The organism is Massilia sp. TSP1-1-2, assembly GCF_049896185.1.
Classification (GTDB): Bacteria; Pseudomonadota; Gammaproteobacteria; order Burkholderiales; family Burkholderiaceae_D; genus Telluria_A.
Genome location: NZ_JAFCTU010000010.1, coordinates 44,444 through 67,004 on the forward strand (window position 1 = coordinate 44,444; position 22,561 = coordinate 67,004).

The window sequence follows — 22,561 nt, forward strand, 5'->3', positions numbered from 1 at the left end:
AAGGCTCGAACATGAAAGCAATGATTCTGGCCGCAGGCCGCGGCGAGCGCATGCGCCCGCTGACCGACACCTGTCCCAAGCCCCTGCTCAAGGTCCGCGGGCGTCCGCTGATCGTCTGGCATATTCTGAACCTGGTGCGCGCCGGGATCACCGAAATCGTCATCAACCACGCGCACCTTGGCCACATGATCGAGGAAGAACTGGGCGACGGCAGCAAGTACGGCGCGACCATCGCCTATTCGGCCGAAGCGGTGGCGCTGGAAACGGCGGGCGGCATCGCCAACGCGCTGCACCTGCTGGGCGAGGAGCCCTTCCTGGTGCTGTCGGGCGACATCTACTGCCCCTACTTCGACTTCGAGCAAGTCAAGGATGTTTTGCACGACAAGGACGTACTGGGCAACGCTTACACGAGCGAGCAGCGTGACGCCTGCTGGCTTTACCTGACCCCCAACCCGTGGCACAACACCAAGGGCGACTTTGCGCTCAACATGTTCTCGGTCGCGAACGACGGCGAGCCGAAATGGAATTTCTCGAACATCGGCGTGTACCGCGCCGAGATGTTCAAGGCGATTGAACCGGGCCAGCGCGCCGGCCTGGGCTTGTTGATCCGCGCGTACGCGGCCAAAGGCCTGGTGGGCGGCGAACTGTATGAAGGGCCGTGGGTCAACGTGGGCACCGTGCAGCAGCTCGAGGAACTGAACGCCCCGCTGTCGGGCAAGGTCAAGGGCGCCTGATGACATCTTTCAGCGCGCGCCGCGCGCGCCTGTGCCAACGGATGGCCCCGGGCGCAGTGGCGATCCTGCCGACGGCGCCTGAAGTCAGCCGCAACAGCGACAGCGACTACCCGTACCGGCACGACAGCTATTTCTATTACCTGACCGGCTTTACCGAGCCAGGCAGCGTGCTGGTGCTGGTCGCCGCGCGCGGCAGCGCACCCGCGCAGGCGGTCCTGTTCTGCCGCCAGAAAAACGCCGAACGCGAAGTCTGGGATGGCTTTCGGCACGGGCCGGACGGCGCGAAAGCAGCCTTCGGATTTGACGCCGCCTTCCCCATCGACGAACTCGACACCGAAATGGCGCGCCTGCTGGCCAACGCGCCGGCCACCTACCATGCGCTGGGCCACAGCGCCGCGCTCGACCTGCAAATGAAGACGTGGCTGGGCAGCGTGCGGCGCCAGGCGCGCAGCGGCGTGACCGCGCCCACCGTGGCGCATGACCTGCTCGCGCTGCTCGACGAAATGCGCCTGTTCAAGGACGACGGCGAACAGGCGCTCATGCTGCGCGCGGCGACCATCTCGGGCCAGGCGCACGCACGGGCCATGCGCGCCTCGCGCGCCGGCATGTTCGAGTACGAAATCGAGGCTGAACTGCTACACGAGTTTCGCCGTAACGGCGCCCAGTTCCCCGCTTACACGCCAATCGTGGCGGCCGGCGCGAATGCCTGCGTGCTGCACTATACCGTCAACAATGCGCAAAGCCGCGACGGCGACCTGATCCTGATCGACGCCGGCTGTGAACTGGACAGCTACGCCGCCGACATCACGCGCACCTACCCGGTCAACGGCCGCTTTACGGAGCCGCAGAAAATATTGTACGAACTGGTGCTGGCGGCGCAAGCGGCCGCGCTGGAGCAGGTCCGCCCCGGCACCATCTACACCGCCATCCACGACGCGGCCGTGCGCGTGCTGGCGCAGGGCATGCTCGACACGGGCTTACTCGCCAAGCAAAAGTTCGGCAGCGTCGACGACGTCATCGCCGAACGCGCGTACCAGCAGTTTTACATGCACGGCACCGGCCACTGGCTGGGACTGGACGTGCACGACACCGGCGCCTACCGCGACGTGCATGCCGAAGGCAAGCCGTCGCGCGCGCTGCAGCCTGGCATGGTGCTGACGGTGGAACCGGGCATCTACGTGCGTCCCGCACAAGGCGTGCCGGAACAGTTCTGGCATATCGGCATCCGCGTCGAAGACGACGTACTCGTCACCGCCGCCGGCCACGCCATTCTCAGCGAGGCGGCGCCCAAAACCGTGGCCGCCATCGAACAGACCATGCGGCGCGCCCCATGACGAACACCACCTTTGATGTCGCCATCTGCGGCGCCGGCCCGGTGGGCATGGCGCTGGCCGCCCTGCTGGCCCGGCGCGGCATGCCCGCCCGGCGCATTGGCCTGATCGACGCCAAGTCGCTCGGTGCGGCGATGACGGACCCGCGCTCGATCGCACTGTCGTACGGCAGCCGCTTGCTGCTCGAAGAAATCGGCGCCTGGCCGATTGCCGCCACCGCGATCCACGAGATCCACATCTCGCGCCGCGGCCACTTTGGCCGCAGCGTGATCGAGCGCAGCGAACACGCTGTGCCGGCGCTCGGCTACGTGACGCGCTACGGCGAGCTGGTCACCGCCTTGTCGCTGGCCTGCGAGCGCGCCGGTGTCGGTGTGATCCGGCCGGCGCGCGTGACCGGGCAGCTCGAGCACGCCGACGGCGTGGGGATCAAGCTTGACGACGGGCGCGACCTCGACACCTTGCTGATGGTACAGGCCGAAGGCGGCCTGTTCGGCGCCCAGGACGACAAGGCCGTCACCCGCGACTACGGGCAGACGGCGGTGATTGCGCGCGTGAGCGCCAGCGCGCCCATTGCGCACCGCGCCTATGAACGCTTCACCGATGAAGGGCCGCTGGCGCTGCTGCCGCAAGAAGGCGACGACCACCGCCAGTACGCGCTGGTGTGGTGCGTACGTCCGGAAACGGCCGCGGCGCTGCTGGCGCTGGACGACGCAGCCTTTCTGGCGCGCCTGGGCGAAGCATTCGGGACCCGGCTGGGGCGTTTTACAGCGACCGGCGCGCGCGCGGCCTATCCGCTCGGCTTGAATGCGGGTGCGGCCGGAACGGCGCGCACGGTGGCGATCGGCAATGCAGCGCAGACGCTGCATCCGGTGGCCGGCCAGGGCTTTAACCTGGGGCTACGCGACGCGGCCGTGTTGGCGCGCTTGCTGGCGTACGAAGCCACGCCGGCGGCGCTTGGCAAGTTTGCGCTGGAGCGCAGCGCCGACCGCCAGCTGGTCGTGGGCCTGACCGACGCCATGGCGCGCGCGTTTGCCGGCGCGGGGCCGGTACAGGCGCTGCTCGCTCTGTCGCTGGGCGTGCTCGACACGGTGGCGCCGGCGCGCACGCTGCTGGCCGAGCTGATGATGTTCGGACGGCGCTGAAACACCACACCGGCGTCCTCGCTGGCGCTGGTGCCGCTAAAGGGGCGACGGTGCAGCAGCGTTACATCGTCCTCGCGAAACGCGGGGACGATGTTGGTCAAGGGCAGTAAATCAATTGCCCGTGCGGCGCCATTTCTGAACTGGTGGGACAATACCGTCATCTCCATCAATGAGTCTCCCGCCACATGCTCGGTACCCTCCCCGCCGCCATCGTCTCGCGCCTGATCGAGGAGTCCCTCGATGCGGTGCTCGTGGTCGATGCAAGCGGCGCCATCCGCTACATGAACGCGGCCATGCAGGCGCTGTCCGGCTATTCTCCCGCCGAAGCGATCGGCCAGCCGCTGGCCGGCTTGCTGCCTGAATCGTTCGGCGATGGGCATCCCGGCTCGGTTGCCAGTCTCCTCAAAAAAAACGACTGCGACGCGCTGCTGCGCGCACCGCGCGAATTTGTGATCCGGCACCGTACCGGCGACATGATCCCCATCGAAATGAAGGCGCTCGACCTGGGCGTGGTCGACACAGTGCGCTATTTCGGCGCCTTCATGAGCGACTTGCGCGCGCGCCGCCAGGCCGAAGCGAAAAACGCCGCCCTGCTCGACCAGCTCGAGCGGCAGGCCATGAGCGACACGCTGACCGGCCTGCCCAACCGGCGCGCGTTCGAAGCCGAAGCGACGCGCATGGTGGCACGCGCAAAGCGCGGCGGGTCGGTCATTACGGTCGGGGTAGCCGACATCGACCACTTCAAAAAGGTCAACGATCAACACGGCCATGCGGTGGGCGACGAGGTGCTCGGCGCCGTCAGCGCCGTGATCGCGCAAGCGGCCCGCGCGACCGACTTCGTGGCGCGCATCGGCGGCGAAGAATTCGGTCTGCTGTTCCCGGACGCCATGCCCGATACCGCGCGCGCCGTGGCCGAACGCATGCGCCACGCGGTGGCCGACTTCCCGGTCTTTACGTCCAATGGCGAGCAGCTGCACGTCACGATCAGCATTGGCTTGGCGCCATTTGAGGGAGAGCTGACCGCAGCGCTGTCCAAGGCCGACAGCGCCCTGTACGCGGCCAAGAACGGCGGGCGCAACCGGGTCGAACAGGCTACTTGAGCGTGTCCAGATTCTGGTCCAGGATCGCGGCGGCCGACACCAGAAGGCGCGCCACCTCGGCAAAGAAGGTCGGATCGATTTTCTCGAAAGAGTCGCTCGGCTGATGGTAGTCGGCGTGATCTTCGACACCAAAATACAGGAAGGCAATGCCGGCCTCGTGGAACACGGCGTGATCGGACTGGCCGGTCCAGTCGTCGTCCGGCGGCGCGCCAGGGACCTTGCTGTCATGCCCGAGCCTCACCTTCACGCTGCTGCTCGCGGCCGCCTTGGCGACCAGCGGCTTGAGCGACGGCGTGTAGCGCGTGCCGGCTGCGTAAATCTCGTTCTTGTCGTTGCGGCTGACCATGTCGAAATTCAGGTTCAGGGCCACTTTCGCGATCGGAAAAGGGGCCGCCTTGACCAGCGCGCGCGCCCCATGATGGCCGAGTTCTTCAGCATCAAAGGCGGCGAAGACAATGGTGTTTTGCGGCGGGTTCTGCTTGAAATAGGCCGCCACGGCCAGCATCGCAGCAACTCCGGACGCGTTGTCGTCGGCTCCCAGGTAGGCGGCGCCCTTCTGGACGCCCAGGTGATCGTAGTGCGCCGACACCACCATGTAGCGTTCTGGATGGACGCTGCCACGGATATGGCCGACCAGGTTGAGCGCTGCCGGATACTCCGTCTTGACCTGGCCGCGCAGGCTGGTAAAGGCAAACGGCATCGCGTAGTTTGCGCCAAACGGCTTGATGCCGATCTGTTCGAAACGGCGCGCGATGTAGACCTGCGCCATCTTGCTGCCCTCGCTTCCCGTGCGGCGGCCAGCCAACTCGGGTGCGGACAGGGTGCGTACGTCGGCGAGCAAGGTTGCGCTGTCGAGTGGTGCGGCGCCGGCGAGCGGTGTGGCGCTGGCGGCGAAAGCACCCGGGGCGAATAACGAGATGAGACCGATGAGCGCCAGCAGATTTTTCATGAACGCGACTTCCTATTTACACGATGGATAGCTGCCCTGCCGCCCAGTCAATGGACTGAAACAGCCGCTGCAGCTTGCTTGCCCGGTGCGGGTTCACCATCATCACATAAGATATCTTGCCCGCCAAGTAATCGCGATAGTTAGATCGATTCTCGTGGTTTTGCGACATGGGCCCGTGCCGCACGCAGTTGGTCAGCGTGGCCTTGAGAATGTCGTACTCGTCGCGCGCGATATTCGAATGGCGGTTCACCACCACGCCGGTGACCTGCTGGCGCACGCCTTCGCGCATCACGCGCGTCTTGCGGGTATTGACCCGGAAGCCTTCTTCGATGGCGATGGCCGCCACTTGCACATGGAAGCGCTCGGCGGCGCGTTCGAGGTCGGGCCCGCCGGAAAACACCAGATCGTCGGCATACCGGCTGTAGGTCGCGCCGAGCGCGCCCGCCAAGGCTTCGAGGCGGATGTCGAGGCGGTAGGCGCACAGGTTGGCCAGCGCCGGGGAGCTTGGGGAACCTTGCGGCAAGTGTGGCGTTTTCAGGGCCTGGCGTTCGGCCCACGGCAGCGAGCCGCCGGTGTGCCGGTCACTGAAGGCGCCGGCCGGCGTGCGGTTGACGCAGATGCGCGCCAGCGTTGCGGCGACGCCTGGCGGGTAACCGAGTTTTTCAAATAGCCCATGGATGCGGGACACCTGGATGCTCGGAAAAAAATCCTTGAGGTCCATTCGAATGACGACGCGCCGGCACGCATGCAGCGCCGCGTGCGTGACGCTGGAGCGACCGCGCCGAAAGCCGTGCGCGGCCGCGTGCGGCGGCACCAGGTCGAGGATCTGGCGCAAGATCTCTTGCTGGATCAGGCGCAGGCGCGACTTGGGTATCTCGATCAGGCGCCAGCCGCAACTGCGCTTTGGCAGCCAGCGATAGTGGTAGTGCTGCAGCGGCGAAGATGCGTCGGACCCGGGACGCCATTGGTCGGCAAACCAGTCGACGGCGCCGACGGGTTCACCAAGCCACGCGGCCAGTTCGCCAATTGTCGGCAAGCCGGGCAAGCCGAGTGCTGCCAGCCATGCAGGTGCGGGCGGTCGCAGCGGGGGCGCGATGCAGTAGCGCCGCACTGCGGGCAGTGCGATCCAGGGAGCGGCCGGGACGTCGTCGGGCGTGGCGTGGCCGCCCCTGCCGACAAGTTCGAGGAGAATGGCGGCCAGCTCATGGCGGCTGAAGTAGTGGAAATTGTCGCTAGTGCGCGCCAGGAGCGCCGCGCACACCCCTGGGGCCCAAGGCAGCGCGGCATCGAAGACGTGCGCGACGCACGCAACCAGGCTAACCAGGCTGGCGTCTGTGGCCAGCATGGTGTCGGCAAGCGCCAGCGCAGCGTGTTGGTCAAGGTTCATGAGCGGCAAGGGGGCGCAGAGCCTTCAACGAGTCTCGTGATGCGTGAGCAAACGTACGCGCAAGCGCACTGCCGCTCATGCGGTGGAAGTGCTGAACACTGAATTTCCCACGGGGTAACCCCGTAGAGGCAGTCTTTACACGAGGCAAAGACCAACCGGCTTGAAGGATCCGCCCCGGGGAACACAGTAGGCGAATTTTAAGGAAAGGTCAATATGAGCAAAAACATAAATCCCCCTTCGCGTTTGATCGTGTCGCAAAAGCTCCACAGGAGCAGGCTTTGGCCGGCGGTCGGAAAAGCCCCGCGCTTTTTCCACAGGCAGCTTGCAGGCCGCAGCATAAAAAAACGCACGGGCAAGCCGTGCGTTGTTGGCGACAATGAACCGGACTTAGTCGACAGCCTTGACCATCGATTCAATCACTTTCTTCGCGTCGCCAAACACCATCATGGTATTGGCCTGGTAAAACAAATCATTATCCAGACCCGCGTAACCGGACGCCATCGAGCGCTTGTTGACGATGATGCTCTTGGCCTTGTACGCCTCCAGGATCGGCATGCCGGCAATGGCCGACTTCGGATCCTTGGCCGCCGGATTGACGACGTCGTTCGCGCCCAGCACCAGCACCACGTCGGTCTGGCCGAATTCGCCATTGATGTCTTCCATCTCGAACACCTGGTCGTACGGCACTTCGGCTTCGGCCAGCAACACGTTCATGTGGCCGGGCATGCGCCCTGCCACCGGGTGGATCGCATACTTGACGATCACGCCCTTGTGGGTCAGCTTCTCGACCAGTTCCTTGAGCGAGTGCTGGGCACGCGCCACGGCCAGGCCGTAGCCGGGAACGATGATGACGGTTTCCGCATTGCTCATGATGAAGGCCGCGTCTTCCGCTGAACCTGCCTTCACCGGACGCTGCTCGGCAGAACCGGCCGTCGCCGTCGCCGCCGCATCGCCGCCAAAGCCGCCCAGAATCACGTTGAAGAACGAACGGTTCATCGCCTTGCACATGATGTACGACAGGATGGCGCCGGACGAACCGACCAGGGAACCGGCGATGATCAGCATCGAATTATTCAGCGAAAAACCAATGCCGGCCGCCGCCCAGCCCGAATAGCTGTTGAGCATCGACACCACCACCGGCATGTCGGCGCCGCCGATCGGGATGATGATCAGCACGCCCAGGATAAAGGCCAGCACCGTCATGATGATGAACGGCGTCCATGCCGGTTCAACGGCATCGGAAAAACAGAACACCAGGCCCAGAGCAACCAGCGCCACGGCGATGACCAGGTTGACCAGGTGCTGGCCGGGGAAGCTGACCGGCGCGCCCTGGAACAGGCGGAATTTGTATTTGCCCGACAGCTTGCCGAACGCGATGACCGAACCTGAAAAGGTAACGGCGCCGACAAAGGTACCGATGAACAGTTCAAGACGGTTCCCGAAAGGCAGCTTCATGCCCGCTTCGGCGATGTGGAAAGCGGACGGCTCCGACACCGCGGCGACCGCGATGCACACTGCCGCCAGGCCGATCAGCGAGTGCATCGCCGCGACCAGTTCGGGCATCTTGGTCATCTCGACCGTCTTGGCGGCAAAGGTGCCGATGGCGCCACCGACCACAACGCCGATCAGCACCAGGCCGTAGCCGAGCGAATTGCTGCCGTCCGTTTGCAAGCCCTTGATCTTGAGGATCATCAGCAGCGTCGTCACGGCCGCAATGGCCATGCCGATCATGCCAAAGGCATTGCCCTTGCGCGCCGTGGCGGGCGAGGACAAGCCCTTGAGCGCCTGGATGAAGCACACCGACGCGATCAGGTAGAACATGGTGACCATGTTCATGGTGATGTAACTCATGCGTGCTCTCCCGTCTTTGGAGCGGCAGCCTTGGGCGCCTTCTTCTTGAACATTTCGAGCATGCGCTGCGTGACCAGGAAGCCGCCAAACACGTTGACGGCCGCCAGTGCCACGGCCAGCGTGCCGCTGACCTGGCCGACCAGGGTCGTGGTGAGGCCCGCGGCGAGCATGGCGCCGACGATGATGATCGCCGAAATCGCATTGGTGACCGCCATCAGCGGCGTATGCAGTGCCGGCGTCACGGTCCATACGACGTGGTAGCCGACGTAAATTGCCAGCACGAAGATGATCAGGTTGATGATGGTGTGGCTGACTTCAAATTCCATGTTGCCTCCCTCTTTTCAATTTTTTTGGGCGAAGAATTACTTCTTCGTTGAAGTGATTTTATTGTTCGCGTCGACGAAAACCAGCTTGGGGGTGTGCTCCCGCGCCGCCTCTTCGCTCATCGGCGCGTAGGTGCAGATGATCAGCAGGTCGCCCAGCTGGGCCTTGCGGGCCGCCGCACCATTGAGCGAGATGCAGCCGCTGCCACGCAGGCCTTCGATTGCATAGGTCGCAAACCGTTCACCATTGTTGATGTTGTACAGTTCGATTTTTTCGTTCACCAAGATATCGGCCGCTTCCAGCAGATCCACATCGATCCCGCACGAGCCTTCATAGTGCAGGTCGGCCTGGGTGACGGTGACGCGGTGGAGTTTGGAGCGCAGCATTACTCGTTGCATGGACATCGTCTACATCTTTCCTAAAGTTGGTACTCAAGTTGGTATTCGGTTCGCTTGACCTGCAGGCGCTACTTGCGCAGCACTTCGCCGCCGGCGCAGACCAGGGTCGGCTTGAGGATCTCGTCCTCGCGGTCGATCACCAGGTTCTCGTCCTTGTCGATGATCAGCTTGAGAAAATCGAGCACGTTGCGCGCATACAGCGCCGACGCGTCGGCCGCCACCAGCGTGGCCAGGTCAGGCTCGCCCACAATGTGCACGCCGTGCTTGATGACGGTCTTGTTCAATTCCGACAGCGGGCAGTTGCCGCCCTGCGACACAGCCAGGTCGACGATCACCGAGCCGGGCTTCATGGCCTTGACGGTTTCCTCGGAAATGAGAATCGGCGCGGCGCGGCCGGGAATGAGCGCGGTGGTGATGATGATGTCGGCCAGCTTGGCGCGTTCGTGCACCAGTTCGGCCTGGCGCCGCATCCAGTCCGGCGGCATCGACTTGGCGTAGCCGCCCGAACCCTTGGCGATTTCCTTTTCTTCGTCCGTCAGGTACGGCACGTCGATGAACTTGGCGCCGAGCGACTCGACCTGCTCCTTGACGGGCGGTCGCACGTCGGACGCTTCGATGACGGCGCCCAAGCGCTTGGCCGTGGCGATCGCCTGCAAGCCGGCCACGCCCACGCCCATGATCAGCACGCGCGCCGCTTTCACCGTGCCGGCGGCCGTCATCAGCATCGGCATGAAGCGCTGGTAAGTATTGGCGGCCACCATGACGGCCTTGTAGCCGGCGATGTTGGCCTGCGACGACAGTACATCCATCGACTGCGCGCGCGTGATACGCGGCACCGCTTCGAGGGAAAACGCCTGCAGGCCGGATGCGGCCATGGCGGCGATGTTTTCAAGGTCGAAAGGATTGAGCATGCCGATCAGGACTGCGCCCTGCTTCATCAGTGCGCGTTCGTCGGCGCTCGGCGCGCGTACCTTGAGCACGACGTCGCAGCCGAAAGCGTCGGCGGCGGTGCCGACGGTGGCGCCGGCGGCGGCGTACGCTGCATCGATCACGGAGGCATTAATGCCCGCGCCCGACTGCACTACCACTTGATGCTTGGCTGCGAGCTTCTTGACTGTTTCAGGCGTTGCTGCAACACGGGTTTCACCCGGCCGCGTTTCGGCCGGTATGCCTATTCTCATGACGCCTCCTAAATTATTAAACTGGCTGGAATCTTACACGGAAACCTCAAAATAGAACTATCGTTCTTTTTTTCTAGACTCAATCCTCGATTTTCAAACCGGTTATGCTACAAACCTAGCGTTATTCGCAGTTTCTTTGTATCAGATCAATGTGGCTTTCCGGCACATCGGCATGGCCCGCAACACCAAGGTAAAATGGCGGCACTTTTTCGAGGAGTCGCATGCCGCACATCTGGAAGCCGTCCGTAACCGTTGCCGCCATCATCGAACGCGATGGCCGCTACCTGCTGGTGGAAGAAGAAACCAGCGAAGGCATCCGGCTCAACCAGCCGGCCGGCCACCTCGATCCGCTCGAAACGCTCGAGCAGGCGGTGGTGCGCGAAGTGATGGAAGAAACGGCGCATGACTTCACCCCGACCGCGCTGGTGGGCATGTACATGTCGCGCTACAGTTCCAAGCGGCGCGGCACCGACGTGACGTACCTGCGCTTCACCTTTTGCGGCACGCCGGGCAGACAGTACGACCAGCCGCTCGATCACGGCATCTTGCGCACGCTGTGGATGACGCGCGAGGAACTGGCCGCCTGCCCCGAACGCCACCGCAGCCCGATCGTGCTGCAATGCGTGGACGATTACCTGGCCGGCAAGCGCGCGCCTTTGGAGCTGCTGCATACCCACTCGTCGGTGTTCGAGGGTGGGCTCACATTGAAAACGGATGTCACGTAATGACGAATTATGAGTAAGCAGCGAGTCGTGATCGGCATGTCGGGCGGAGTCGACTCCTCGGTCGCGGCGTGGATGCTCAAGGAACAGGGATACGAAGTGATCGGCCTGTTCATGAAGAACTGGGAAGACGACGACGACTCCGAATTCTGCTCGTCGCGCCAGGACTGGATCGATGCGGCCAGCGTGGCCGACGTGGTGGGCGTGGATATTGAAGCGGTCAACTTCGCGTCCGAATACAAAGACCGGGTGTTCGCCGAATTTTTGCGCGAGTACCAGGCCGGGCGCACGCCGAACCCGGATGTGCTGTGCAATGCCGAGATCAAGTTCAAGTCTTTTCTGGACCATGCGATGCACCTTGGCGCCGACCTGATCGCCACCGGCCACTACGCGCGCGTGCGCAAGAATGAGGCGGCCGGCAAATTCGAGCTGCTCAAGGCCTTCGACCATACCAAGGACCAGAGCTATTTTTTGCACCGGCTGAACCAGGCGCAGTTGTCCAAGACGCTGTTCCCGCTGGGCGAAATTCCCAAGACCGACGTGCGCCGGATTGCCGAAAAACTGGCGCTGCCCAATGCCGCCAAAAAGGATTCGACCGGGATCTGCTTCATCGGCGAGCGGCCGTTCCGCGACTTTTTGAACCGCTACCTGTCGTACAAGCCGGGGCCGATGAAGACCGACGACGGCACCGTGGTGGGCGAGCACGTGGGCCTGTCGTTCTACACGCTGGGCCAGCGCAAGGGCATCGGCGTGGGCGGCATGAAGAAGTACAGGAACGACGACGGCAGCAGCGACGCCTGGTACGTGGCGCGCAAGGATATTGAGAACAATACGCTGTACATCGTGCAGGGGCATGACCATCCGTGGCTGCTGTCAAGCACCCTGGTGGCGGCGCAGGCGAGCTGGGTGGCGGGCGCGCCGCCCGAGGCGCGCGAGCTGGCCGCCAAGACGCGCTACCGGCAGGCTGACGTGGCCTGCCGCGTGGACCCGAGCTCCATGAGCGCCTTTGCGCTCGACTTCACCGATCCGCAATGGGCAGTCACGCCCGGGCAGTCGGCCGTGCTGTATGACGGCGACGTATGCCTGGGCGGCGGCATCATCGACAGCTCCAAAGCATAAGAGAAATGTAGGGCGCAATGCGCTGTCGCTGTTGCGCCCTACGTTTCGGTTGACGCGTCCATCAATTCGCCCTACTATATCGACTGTCGATATACCGACTAACGATGCAAAAGGAGCCAGGGTTGGACATCAACTATTCAAAATTCCTGCCGCTGTCCGAGGCCACGTTTTACGTGATGCTCGCGCTCGACGAGCCGCTGCACGGCTACGCCGTCATGCAGAAAGTCGAGACCATCAGCGAGGGCAACGTCGTCATCGGACCGGGCACTTTGTACGGCGCCTTCACGACGCTGGAAAAACAGGGCCTGATCGAAAAAATCAGCGAGGAAGAGCGCCGCAAGACTTACGCGCTGACCGCCAAGGGAAGGCTGGTACTGGCCGAACACGTGCGGCGCCTTGCCATCATGGTGCGCAATGGTCAGGCGGCACTTAACTATCTTTCGAAGGGAAACGCAACGTGAGCGAAATCACCGTCACCAAATACAAATGGTTTTGGGCCGACCAGGACCTCGAACAAGAACAATGGCTGCGCGAGATGGCCCGCAACGGCCTGCACCTGACAGGGGTTGCCATGATCCGCTGGACGTTCGTGAAAGGCGAGCCGTCCGACGTCGTCTACCGGGTCGACTACAGCAGCAAAGGGCGCCATTCGGACTACAACCGCCTAATCGAAGACGCGGGCTGGGAATGTGCGGCGACGGCGGCCGGTTGGCATTACTGGCGCAAGCGGGTCGTTGCGGGGCAGGCGCCGGAGATTTTCACCGATAACGAATCGAAAATCGCAAGATTTCGCCTGCTGCTGGCCGTATTCGTGATGCTGAGCATGCCCTCGGTGATGATGCTGGGGACCGGAAATTCGACGCTCCAACCGCGCGACCTTGTCTGGCTCGTCGGCTTCGTCGCATTTTTCCTGTATTCGGCCGTGCGCCTGCTGCTGCGGATCCGCCGGCTGCACAACGCAGGCTGCTAAGTCTGCGCGCTCTGCTGCTGCTTGATCATGGCGATCACGGTGGCGCGAATGGTGCGCAGCACCTTGTCGGCGTTGAACGGCTTGACGATAAAGCCGGACACGCCGCGCGCCAGGGCCTTTTGCAGCGTGGGCGCGTCGAGCGCGCCGGACATCATGAAGACCAGCGTTTTGGGATGATTGGCGCGGATCTGTTCGACGACATCGGCGCCGTCATCGACCTGCTCGAGGGCGATGCAAAACACATGCGGTCGGTACTTCTGCACCATCAGGTAGCCCAGCGCCGCCGTGTGCGTGATGCCCGCCACGCTGTAGCCGCCTTCGGTCAGCACGGTGTTCAGCAGGCCGCGTGAAAGCGCACTGGGGTCGACGATCACTGCCTTTAGCATGGCGCTATCCTTCACGCTAAAACGTCTCGTAAGCGAGCATATTCCAGGTGACGCCGAGCTTGACGTCGCACTTGAGTTGCACCAACTGGCGCGACAGGTACAGCACGTCGCGCTCGGCGCGCAGGCGCTCGCCGACCGGCGTCTTGAGGATGCCGGCACCGGCCATCACCGCATCGAGATTGCCATAGGCGTTGAGCAGCTTGGCGGCGGTCTTCATGCCGACCTTGGAGACGCCCGGCACGCCGTCGGTCACGTCGCCCATCAGCGCCAGCAGGTCGACCAGCAGCTCGGGCGCCACGCCGAATTTGGCGCGCACCCAGGCGTCGTCATGCCACTCGCCCTTGAAATGATCCCACACCAGGGCGCCGTTGGCGACCAGTCCGTGCAAATCCTTGTCGGTGCTCGCGACGATCGCCGCGCCGCGCCCTTCGGCCAGCCAGCGCAGCACGGCCGTGCCGATGACGTCGTCGGCCTCGACTTCCGGGATACTGAGTACGTGCAGTCCTTCGGCGGCGAGTTTGCCGTAGAAGGCGGGCAGCGCGTCGCGCAGGTGCGACGGCATGGGCGCGCGCTGTTCGCGGTAGCGCGGATACAGCGCATGGCGCCAGGTCGGGCCGCCATAGTCGAACGCGGGCAGCACGTGGGTCGGCGCATGGGTGGCCAGCAGCTTGCGAAACGACGAGAACGCGTTGCGCAGCGCCGTCTCGGCCTTGTCGGGCGAGTCGTCCTCGGGACTGGCCTCGTAGACGCGCCGGACAATATTGAGGCCATCGATTGCAAGCAGTTTGCCCATGCCGCGCTTACTTGATCAGCGCATACGGGCCGCCGCGTTCAAGGCCGCGCTGGTACGCCGGGCGCGCGTGGATACGCTTGAGAAAATCAAACAGCTTGGGATATCTGTCGCCCAGGCCGCCGCGCGCGGACGCCGCTTCAAGCACGAAGCTGACCTGGATGTCGGCGCCGGAAAATTGTTCGCCGGCGAACCAGGTGCGCGTGGCCAGCTCTGACTCAAGATACTGCAAGTGCTGCACGATCTGCGGCATGATGTAGCTTTTCTTGACCTTTTGCGCGATGCCCCTGGCGATCGGCTTGGCGAAGAACGGCATGGGACTGGTCTCGACCTTGTCGAACACCAGCTTCATCAGCAGCGGCGTCATGGCCGAGCCTTCGGCATAATGCATGAAGTAGGTGTAGCGCAGCTTGTCTGCGGTGCCGGCGGCGGGAATGAACTGGCCCTTGCCGTAGCGCTCAATCAAGTACTCGATAATCGCGCCCGACTCGGCTACCATGGTGTCGCCGTCGGTGATGACGGGCGATTTGCCCAGCGGATGAATGGCGCGCAGCTCGGGCGGCGCCAGCATGGTCTTGGGGTCGCGCTGGTATTTCTTGATCTCGTAGTCCAGGCCCAGTTCTTCAAGCAGCCACAAGATGCGCTGGGAACGGGAATTATTCAAATGGTGGACAATGATCATTGGGTTCTTTCGCCGGTAAGTAATCGGCGTTAGCTTAGCATTGTTGAAGGCGATTCGCCACGGAGTGAACTTGAGACTATACGCCCCCCGCTACCTGCCGCTGATCGTGTCGGCCGTGGTCTTTCCGCTGTCGGCCTATCAGGCCTACAACCACGAGGGCCCCGGCTGGTGGCTGGTGGCCATCAGCGGCGCGCTGACCGCGGTGGGCATCGGCGACCTGCTGCAAACCCGGCATGCGCTGCGGCGCAACTACCCGCTGCTGGCGCACTTCCGCTTTTTCTTTGAATCGATCCGCCCCGAGATCCGCCAGTACTTCCTCGAAGACGACATGCAGGCCGCGCCCTTTTCGCGCAACCAGCGCAGCATCGTCTACCAGCGCGCCAAGCAGGAGACCGACAAGCGCCCCTTCGGCACCCAGCTCAATGTCTACGAAACCGGCTACGAGTGGATCAACCACTCGATTGCGCCAGTCAAAATCACCGACACCAATTTCCGCATCGAGATCGGCAACCACCCCGATTGCCCGCGCGCCCAACCCTACCGCGCCAGCGTCTTCAATATATCGGCCATGAGTTTCGGCTCGCTGTCGGCCAACGCCATCTTGGCGCTGAACGGCGGGGCCAAGCTGGGCGGCTTCATGCACGACACCGGCGAAGGCAGCATCAGCCGCTATCACCGCGAAAACGGCGGCGACCTGGTATGGGAAATCGGCTCGGGTTACTTCGGCTGCCGCACGGCCGAAGGCACGTTCTCGGAAGAGAAATTCGTCGCCAACGCGGCCCTGGCTCAAGTCAAGATGATCGAACTGAAAATGTCGCAGGGCGCCAAGCCCGGCCAGGGCGGGATCCTGCCGGCGGCCAAGGTGACGATCGAGATCGCCTCGGCACGCGGGGTGCCGGTGGGCCGGGACTGCCTGTCGCCGTCGTCCCATTCGGCGTTTTCGACCCCGATCGAGATGATGCACTTCATCGAACGCCTACGCACGCTCTCGGGCGGCAAGCCGACCGGCTTCAAGCTGGCGATCGGCCATCCTTGGGAATTTTTCGGGATCGTCAAGGCGATGCTGCTAACCGGGATCACGCCCGACTTTATCGTCGTCGACGGCGGCGAAGGCGGCACGGGCGCGGCGCCCGTGGAGTTTTCGGACCACGTGGGCGCGCCGCTGCAGGAGGCACTGCTGTTGGTGCATAACACGCTGGTGGGCGCCAACCTGCGCGAAAAAATCAAGATCGGCGCATCCGGGAAAATCATCACCGCGTTCGACGTGGCGCGCACCATCGCGCTGGGCGCGGACTGGTGCAACAGCGCGCGCGGCTTCATGTTTGCGCTGGGCTGCATCCAGTCGCAGACCTGTCACACCGACCGCTGCCCGACCGGCGTGGCCACCCAGGACGAGCTGCGCCAAAAGGCCCTCGACGTGCCCGACAAAACCACGCGCGTGGCGCATTTTCATAAAAATACCGTCAAGGCGCTGGGTGACTTGATTGCGGCGGCGGGGCTGTCGCATCCGTCCGAACTTAAACCCCATCACATCGTGCGGCGCGTCTCGCCCAACCAGGTGAAGCTGGCGTCGGCGCTGCTGCCCTACCTGGAGCCGGGCGAATTGCTCGATCCTGGCCAGCTCGATCGGCTGCCCCCGGTGTATGGCCTGTACTGGCCGGTGGCGCAGGCCGAGTCGTTTCATCAGCTTTGAAATTGCGCGCCGCGCACCCTGCTCGGGTAACCTTAACCTGCACCGACAACACCGTGGAGAAACCAATGTCGCGTACCACCTTTCCGCTTTTTTCCGCACTCTCCGTGCTGCTTGCAGCCTTGCACACCCCGGCTTGCGGCCAGACCGCCGCGATGGCCCCGGATATCGGCGCTGCCAAGTTCGAAGCGGTGATGCCGGGCGCGGACTACGAAAAACGCGTGGTGATGATTCCGATGCGCGACGGCGTCAAGCTGTACACGGTGATCGTGCTGCCCAAAGGCGCGCAGCGCGCGCCCATCATGCTCACCCGCACACCCTACAACGCCGCCACCCGCGCGCAGCGCAGCGTCAGCCCGCGCATGGCGTCCATCCTGCCCGAGGGCGACGACGGCTTTGTCGCCAATGGTTACATCCGCGTGTTTCAGGACGTGCGCGGCAAGCATGGCTCGCAAGGCGACTACGTCATGACGCGTCCTTTGCGCGGCAAGCTCAATGACAGCAAGGTCGATCACGCCACCGACGCCTGGGACACCATCGAGTACCTGGTCAAGCATACGCCGGAAAGCAATGGCAGGGTCGGCATGGTGGGCTCTTCCTACGAAGGCTTTACCGTGCTGATGGCGCTGGCCGACCCGCACCCGGCGCTCAAGGCCGCCGTCCCGATGAGCGCGATGGTAGACGGCTGGCGCGGCGACGACTGGTTCCACAACGGCGCCTTCCGCCTGCCCAACCTGAGCTACTTCGCGGGCCAGACCGGTGCGCGCGGTCCCGGCCCGGCGCTGGCAACCGGCGTGTACGACGACTACGATTTCGCGCTGCGTGCCGGTTCGACCGCCGACTACGCCAAGTTGTTCGGGGTCGACCAGCTCACCTACACCAAAAAGATTTTCGAGCATCCGGCTTACGACAGCTACTGGCAAGAGCAGGCGCTCGACCGCATCCTGGGCGCGCGAGCGCTCAAGGTGCCGACCATGCACGTGGTGGGGCGCTGGGACCAGGAAGACATTTACGGCCCCTACGCCGCGTACGCCGCGACCGAAAAGCGCGACACGCAAAACAATATGAACCACCTGGTGGTGGGCCCGTGGCGCCACAGCGGCGTCAATTACAACGGCTCCAGCCTGGGTCCGCTGCGCTTTAACGGCGACACGGCAGCGCAATTTCGCAGTGAAGTGATGCTGCCATTTTTCAACCAGCACTTGCGCGACGATGCGCCCCAGGCTGCCACGCCGCCGGTCTGGTCGTACCGCACGGGGGCGGACAAATGGCAGCGCCTGGACAAGTGGCCGCTGGCGCAGTCGCTGCAGCCGATCTACCTGAAGGAAGGCTTCAAGCTTGGTTTCGACAAGCCGCTCGCCGGGGCCGCGTTCGAGGAATACGTATCCGACCCGGCCAAGCCGGTGCCGTTCGTGCCGCGCCCGGTGCGCGCGCATGAAGGCAATGTCTGGAAACCGTGGCTGGTGAGCGACCAGCGCGGCTACTCGGACCGCCCCGATGTGCTGACCTATGTCACCGAGCCCTTGACGGCGCCGCTGCAAATTTCCGGCCAGCCGATGGTCAACCTGTATGCGTCCACCAGTGGCAGCGATGCCGACTGGGTCGTCAAACTGATCGACGTGTATCCGGACGAGATGGCGTCGCAGCCTGAAATGGGCGGCTACCAGCTTGGCATCGCCATGGATATTTTCCGCGGGCGCTACCGGCATGACTTGAGCCAACCAAGCGCGATTCCAGCGGACAGCGTGGAGCGCTACCGGTTCGCACTGCCGAATGCCGATCACGTGTTTTTGCCGGGCCACCGCGTCATGGTGCAGATTCAATCGAGCTGGTTCCCGCTGTACGACCGCAACCCGCAGACCTACGTGCCGAATATTTTCTTTGCCAAGGCGGGGGACTACCGCAAGGCGACCCAGAAAATCTATCATGCGCCGGACATGGAAAGCGCGATTGAGCTGCCGGTCGTGAAGTCAATTGAGGTGAAGTGATCTGAGCTGGATCAAGGCGCCAGCGTTGGATACCGAACAGAGCGTCGCCACGGTCGGCCGTATCGTCGCTGCATGGGCACAATCCACATCGGCATTTCCGGCTGGCGCTACGAACCGTGGCGTGGTGTTTTTTATCCTGACGATCTGAGGCAGGATGACGAACTTGCGTTCGCCTCGCGCGCGCTCTCGTCGATTGAACTGAACGGCTCGTTTTACGCACTGCAAAAGCCGGAAAGCTACGCGCAGTGGTACCAGGCGACGCCGAAGGGGTTTGTCTTCAGCGTCAAGGGCAATCGTTTCATTACCCATGTCAGGCGGCTCAACGACATTGACGGTCCGCTCGCCAACGTGCTGGCGTCCGGCGTTTTTAACTTGCGCGAAAAGCTCGGGCCTTTCCTGTGGCAGTTCCCACCCAACTTCAAGTTCGAGCCGGATCGGATGGAGCATTTTTTGAGCCTGCTGCCGCACGACACCGATGAAGGCCTGGCGCGCGCCCGCCAGTACGAGGCGCGCATGGAGGGCAAGGTGGCGCTGGACGTGGACAAAAAGCGCAAGCTGCGCCACGCCGTGGAGATCCGGCACGACAGTTTTATCGACGAGGCCTTCATTGCGCTGCTGCGCAAGTACAAGGTGGCGCTGGTGGTGGCCGACACGGCGCGCAGCTGGCCGTATTACGAAGACGTGTGCGCCGACTTCATGTACCTGCGTCTGCATGGCGACAAGGAGCTGTATGCCAGCGGGTACTCCGACGAAGCGCTGGACAGGTGGGCGGAGCGGAGCGGCGCGTGGAGCGCTGGTGCGCAGCCGGACGATGCGCGCCTAATATCGGGCAAGGCCGGGCCGAAGAAAGCGAGCCGCGATGTGTTCTGCTATTTTGACAATGACGTCAAGGTCAGGGCGCCGTTCGATGCTCAGCGGCTGATTGAAAAGCTGCGCTTACTGAGCGGCACTACGACTGCACGTGAATCCTGATCACCCGCTGCTTGGGCAGCTCCACCGGCGTACTGGGCTCACTGCACGCAGTGCACGTGTCGCACCCGCTGCCCGAGCCGCTGCCGCAGCCAGCCTTTTTCCCGGGCCGATACCTGGCCCACGCCGACCATCCGGCCGCAAGCACAATCAATGCAACAATCAGATTTTCAATCATCTCAAACTCCGATCAGGGCCAGCGAAATGCGGTACGTCAGGAACGACGCCACATACGCCAGCGCAAACATATACCCGGCCATCAGCAGCGGATAGCGCCAGCCGTTGGTCTCGCGCTTGACCACCGACAGCGTGGACAGGCACTGCGGTGCGAACACATACCAGGCCAGCAGCGACAGCGCGGTCGGCAAACTCCACGAAGCGGCAATGATCGGCGTGAGCGACGTGGCCAGCTCGTCGCCCGTTTGCGACAGCGCATACACCGTCCCCAGCGCACCGACCGCCACTTCGCGCGCCGCCATGCCCGGCACCAGCGCAATGCAGATCTGCCAGCCAAAGCCGATGGGCGCAAACACCACTTCCAGCGCGCGGCCCAGCAGGCCGGCGATGCTGTAATAGATCGGCGGATGGGTGGCGCCTTCCGGCGCGCCCGGAAAACTCGACAGGAACCACAGCAGCACCATCAGCGTCAGGATGATGGTGCCCACGCGCGACAGGAAAATTTTGGCCCGCTCCCACAGGCCGATAGCCAGGTTGCCCAGGTGCGGCCAGTGATAGCTTGGCAGCTCGAGCATCAGCGGCTGGTTGCGGCTGGCCGACATTGAACGCTTCATCACCCACGCTACCGCCATGGCCGAGGCGATCCCGGCAAAATAGAGCACGAACAGCACCAGCCCCTGCAGATTCATCAAGCCCCACACCTCGCGGTTGGGAATGAAGGCGGCGATGATCAGCGCATACACCGGCAGGCGCGCCGAACAGGTCATCAGGGGCGCGATCATGATCGTCACCAGGCGGTCGCGCGGATTCTGGATGGTGCGCGCGGCCATGATGCCGGGGATGGCGCAGGCAAAGCTGGACAGCAGCGGAATAAAGGCGCGCCCGGACAGGCCCACCCCGCCCATCAGGCGGTCGAGCAGGAAGGCCGCGCGCGGCAGGTAGCCGCAGTCTTCCAGCGCCAGGATAAAGAAGAACAGGATCAGGATCTGGGGCAGGAACACCAGCACGCTGCCCACGCCGCCGAAGATGCCTTCGACCAGCAGCGAACGCAGCAAGCCGGCGCCCATGTGCGAGGTGACCCAGGCGCCCGCCGCTTCGACGGCGCCGGTGATCAGTTCCATGGGCACTGCGGCCCAGCTGAACACGGCCTGGAACACCAGGAACATGATCGCCGCCAGCAGCAGCGGCCCGACCAACGGGTGGAGCACGACTTCGTCGATTTTTTCGGTCAGGTTGCCGGTGTCGTTGGCGTAGCTGATGCACAGCGCCAGGATGCGGCGCACTTCGCGCTGGGTGTCTTCGACCGATACCGCGTCGATCACCGACAGCGGCAGCGACTTGAAGGTTTGATGGCGCGGCATGCGGTCGAGCGCTTCGAGCAGGGCCACTTCGCCGCCGCTTTCCACCGCCACCGTCTCGATGACGGGCATGCCAAGTTCGCGCGCCATCTGCGCGCTGTCGATCTCGATGCCGCGCTTGCGGGCCACGTCAACCATGTTCAGCGCCAGCACCATCGGCAGGCCAAGGCGCTTGATTTCGAGGACCAGGCGCAGGTTCAGGCGCAGGTTGACGGCGCTGACCACGCACACGATGGTGTCGGGCGCCTCTTCGCCTTCGCGCAGGCCGGCCACCACGTCGCGCGTGATCGCTTCGTCGGGCGTGGTGGCCGCCAGGCTGTAGGCGCCCGGCAGGTCCAGTACTTTATAAGGATGCCCGGCGGGCGAGGTGAAGCTGCCTTCCTTGCGCTCGATGGTCACGCCGGCGTAATTGGCGACCTTCTGGCGCGCGCCCGTGAGACGGTTGAACAGGGCCGTCTTGCCGCAATTGGGGTTGCCCAGCAAGGCGATCAGCGGCGTGCGCGCGGCACCCTGGCCCGGCGTTGCGACGCTCGTGGGCTTGAGGCTCGTGGGCTTGAGGCTCGTGGGCTTGAGGCTCGTGGGCTTGGTGCTCATCGGCTTATTCCGGCCGGATCGAGATCAAGGCCGCCTCGAAACGACGCAACGCGAAGGTCGATTCGCCCACCCGCACGGCCAGCGGATCGCCGCCCGGCATGCCGCGCCTGAGCATGCGGATGCTCTCGCCCGGGACAAAGCCGAGTTCCATCAGGCGGCGCGAAACGTCCACGCCGGCATCGGCCTGGTCGCCGGGCGCGAGGTGGATCACGATGCCGCTCTGGCCTACCGGTAAGGCGTCAAGCGTTGTGAGGGTCGGAGCTAAGGTCATGATCGGCTTCAGTCACTAATGGAAGAAATGGGACGAGATGGGAAGAGATGTTTCGTGTTGGATATTAGCATCATAAACGCAAATGCGAACTATTTGTATTCAGGTTTTGCTTAAATCGCTTGCAATCGTCGTCGAGTTCCGACAAAATATGAATCTAAGTGATAATGATTCTTATTATAGAACGAGCGGTCGGCAAAATGCTGACTTCACACAAATTTACCTGGAAGGTGTATCAATGATTGTTTGTGTCTGCAATAACATCTCCGACAGGGAAATCCGCCAGGCAGTCGATCTTGGCCTCTCGTCCATGGCAGAACTGCGCCGCGATCTGGGCGTGGCTACCTGCTGCGGCAAGTGCGCCAGCTGCGCGAAGGAAGTGCTCAATGCCCACCTGGAGCGCAAAATCCAGGTCACCGAACTGTCGTTCCGCTCGGTCCAGGCGGCCTGA

The 22,561-nt window shown here is 63.5% G+C and carries 23 protein-coding genes; 12 read left to right on the plus strand and 11 right to left on the minus strand.

Going from position 1 to position 22,561, the window contains the following annotated elements; translation table 11 throughout:
* The first annotated feature begins 11 nt into the window (after positions 1 to 11).
* From murU to ACP7BV_RS10720, 4 genes are all read left to right on the plus strand, one after another.
* Positions 12 to 734: an N-acetylmuramate alpha-1-phosphate uridylyltransferase MurU gene (murU, locus tag ACP7BV_RS10705; RefSeq protein ID WP_426103804.1), complete on the plus strand. Its 723-nt coding sequence runs from the start codon at positions 12 to 14 to the stop codon at positions 732 to 734.
* Positions 734 to 2,068, plus strand: a complete 1,335-nt coding sequence (gene pepP / locus ACP7BV_RS10710; protein ID WP_426103805.1) for a Xaa-Pro aminopeptidase — start codon at positions 734 to 736, stop codon at positions 2,066 to 2,068. Before murU ends, pepP begins: the two co-directional genes overlap by 1 nt.
* Positions 2,065 to 3,207 carry a UbiH/UbiF/VisC/COQ6 family ubiquinone biosynthesis hydroxylase gene (locus ACP7BV_RS10715; RefSeq protein WP_426103806.1) on the plus strand — a complete coding sequence of 381 codons (1,143 nt, stop codon included), beginning with the start codon at positions 2,065 to 2,067 and terminating at the stop codon, positions 3,205 to 3,207. The genes pepP and ACP7BV_RS10715 overlap by 4 nt, the downstream gene beginning before the upstream one ends.
* Before the next feature lie 185 nt (positions 3,208 to 3,392).
* On the plus strand, positions 3,393 to 4,307 hold the full coding sequence (locus tag ACP7BV_RS10720) for a GGDEF domain-containing protein (RefSeq protein WP_426103807.1): 915 nt from the start codon (positions 3,393 to 3,395) through the stop codon (positions 4,305 to 4,307).
* Here ACP7BV_RS10720 and ACP7BV_RS10725 read toward each other — a convergent pair.
* The 6 genes from ACP7BV_RS10725 to ACP7BV_RS10750 form a co-directional block, all read right to left on the minus strand.
* Positions 4,300 to 5,256, minus strand: coding sequence for a M20/M25/M40 family metallo-hydrolase (locus ACP7BV_RS10725; protein ID WP_426103808.1), 957 nt, complete (start codon positions 5,254 to 5,256; stop codon positions 4,300 to 4,302). The genes ACP7BV_RS10720 and ACP7BV_RS10725 overlap by 8 nt on opposite strands.
* Before the next feature lie 16 nt (positions 5,257 to 5,272).
* Positions 5,273 to 6,643, minus strand: coding sequence for a reverse transcriptase family protein (locus ACP7BV_RS10730; RefSeq protein ID WP_426103809.1), 1,371 nt, complete (start codon positions 6,641 to 6,643; stop codon positions 5,273 to 5,275).
* A gap of 387 nt (positions 6,644 to 7,030) precedes the next feature.
* Positions 7,031 to 8,494, minus strand: coding sequence for an NAD(P)(+) transhydrogenase (Re/Si-specific) subunit beta (locus tag ACP7BV_RS10735; protein ID WP_426103810.1), 1,464 nt, complete (start codon positions 8,492 to 8,494; stop codon positions 7,031 to 7,033).
* On the minus strand, positions 8,491 to 8,820 hold the full coding sequence (locus tag ACP7BV_RS10740; RefSeq protein WP_426103811.1) for a proton-translocating transhydrogenase family protein: 330 nt from the start codon (positions 8,818 to 8,820) through the stop codon (positions 8,491 to 8,493). The genes ACP7BV_RS10735 and ACP7BV_RS10740 overlap by 4 nt, the downstream gene beginning before the upstream one ends.
* A 36-nt stretch (positions 8,821 to 8,856) precedes the next feature.
* Positions 8,857 to 9,216, minus strand: coding sequence for an aspartate 1-decarboxylase (panD, locus tag ACP7BV_RS10745; protein ID WP_426103812.1), 360 nt, complete (start codon positions 9,214 to 9,216; stop codon positions 8,857 to 8,859).
* A gap of 68 nt (positions 9,217 to 9,284) precedes the next feature.
* Entirely contained in the window at positions 9,285 to 10,397 is a 1,113-nt protein-coding gene (locus ACP7BV_RS10750; RefSeq protein WP_426103813.1) for a Re/Si-specific NAD(P)(+) transhydrogenase subunit alpha, read from the minus strand.
* Positions 10,398 to 10,618: 221 nt separating this feature from the next.
* On the opposite strand from ACP7BV_RS10750, the gene ACP7BV_RS10755 reads away from it, so the two are divergent.
* The 4 genes from ACP7BV_RS10755 to ACP7BV_RS10770 all read left to right on the plus strand — a co-directional run bounded on the left by ACP7BV_RS10755 (position 10,619) and on the right by ACP7BV_RS10770 (position 13,208).
* Positions 10,619 to 11,122 (plus strand): NUDIX hydrolase, encoded by a 504-nt coding sequence (locus ACP7BV_RS10755; RefSeq protein ID WP_426103814.1) that lies wholly within the window; start codon positions 10,619 to 10,621, stop codon positions 11,120 to 11,122.
* Between the two features lie 9 nt (positions 11,123 to 11,131).
* Positions 11,132 to 12,238 (plus strand): tRNA 2-thiouridine(34) synthase MnmA, encoded by a 1,107-nt coding sequence (gene mnmA / locus ACP7BV_RS10760; RefSeq protein WP_426103815.1) that lies wholly within the window; start codon positions 11,132 to 11,134, stop codon positions 12,236 to 12,238.
* A 122-nt stretch (positions 12,239 to 12,360) separates the two neighbouring features.
* A complete protein-coding gene (locus tag ACP7BV_RS10765; RefSeq protein WP_426103816.1) occupies positions 12,361 to 12,699 on the plus strand; it encodes a PadR family transcriptional regulator in 339 nt (112 codons plus the stop codon).
* Positions 12,696 to 13,208: a DUF2812 domain-containing protein gene (locus tag ACP7BV_RS10770; protein ID WP_426103817.1), complete on the plus strand. Its 513-nt coding sequence runs from the start codon at positions 12,696 to 12,698 to the stop codon at positions 13,206 to 13,208. The genes ACP7BV_RS10765 and ACP7BV_RS10770 overlap by 4 nt, the downstream gene beginning before the upstream one ends.
* Here the strand turns inward: ACP7BV_RS10770 and ACP7BV_RS10775 are convergent.
* From ACP7BV_RS10775 to ACP7BV_RS10785, 3 genes are read right to left on the minus strand one after another with little or no spacing between them, the layout of a single operon-like run.
* Positions 13,205 to 13,594, minus strand: coding sequence for a response regulator (locus ACP7BV_RS10775; RefSeq protein WP_426103818.1), 390 nt, complete (start codon positions 13,592 to 13,594; stop codon positions 13,205 to 13,207). The two genes, ACP7BV_RS10770 and ACP7BV_RS10775, sit on opposite strands and share 4 nt — an antisense overlap.
* Positions 13,595 to 13,610: 16 nt before the next feature.
* Positions 13,611 to 14,387 carry a 5'-3' exonuclease gene (locus ACP7BV_RS10780; RefSeq protein ID WP_426103819.1) on the minus strand — a complete coding sequence of 259 codons (777 nt, stop codon included), beginning with the start codon at positions 14,385 to 14,387 and terminating at the stop codon, positions 13,611 to 13,613.
* A gap of 7 nt (positions 14,388 to 14,394) precedes the next feature.
* Complete coding sequence (locus ACP7BV_RS10785) at positions 14,395 to 15,066, minus strand: glutathione S-transferase family protein (RefSeq protein WP_426103820.1); 672 nt, start codon at positions 15,064 to 15,066, stop codon at positions 14,395 to 14,397.
* A 70-nt stretch (positions 15,067 to 15,136) separates the two neighbouring features.
* On the opposite strand from ACP7BV_RS10785, the gene ACP7BV_RS10790 reads away from it, so the two are divergent.
* The 3 genes from ACP7BV_RS10790 (at position 15,137) to ACP7BV_RS10800 (ending at position 19,716) form a co-directional block, all read left to right on the plus strand.
* Positions 15,137 to 16,759, plus strand: a complete 1,623-nt coding sequence (locus ACP7BV_RS10790; RefSeq protein WP_426103821.1) for an FMN-binding glutamate synthase family protein — start codon at positions 15,137 to 15,139, stop codon at positions 16,757 to 16,759.
* 65 nt (positions 16,760 to 16,824) lie between these two features.
* Positions 16,825 to 18,744, plus strand: coding sequence for a CocE/NonD family hydrolase (locus ACP7BV_RS10795; RefSeq protein WP_426103822.1), 1,920 nt, complete (start codon positions 16,825 to 16,827; stop codon positions 18,742 to 18,744).
* A gap of 72 nt (positions 18,745 to 18,816) precedes the next feature.
* Positions 18,817 to 19,716, plus strand: coding sequence for a DUF72 domain-containing protein (locus tag ACP7BV_RS10800; protein ID WP_426103823.1), 900 nt, complete (start codon positions 18,817 to 18,819; stop codon positions 19,714 to 19,716).
* A gap of 176 nt (positions 19,717 to 19,892) precedes the next feature.
* Here ACP7BV_RS10800 and feoB read toward each other — a convergent pair whose 3' ends face one another.
* Entirely contained in the window at positions 19,893 to 21,842 is a 1,950-nt protein-coding gene (feoB, locus tag ACP7BV_RS10805) for a ferrous iron transporter B (protein WP_426103824.1), read from the minus strand.
* 4 nt (positions 21,843 to 21,846) lie between these two features.
* Positions 21,847 to 22,113, minus strand: a complete 267-nt coding sequence (locus ACP7BV_RS10810; protein WP_426103825.1) for a FeoA family protein — start codon at positions 22,111 to 22,113, stop codon at positions 21,847 to 21,849.
* A 235-nt stretch (positions 22,114 to 22,348) separates the two neighbouring features.
* On the opposite strand from ACP7BV_RS10810, the gene ACP7BV_RS10815 reads away from it, so the two are divergent.
* A complete protein-coding gene (locus tag ACP7BV_RS10815) occupies positions 22,349 to 22,561 on the plus strand; it encodes a (2Fe-2S)-binding protein (RefSeq protein WP_426103826.1) in 213 nt (70 codons plus the stop codon).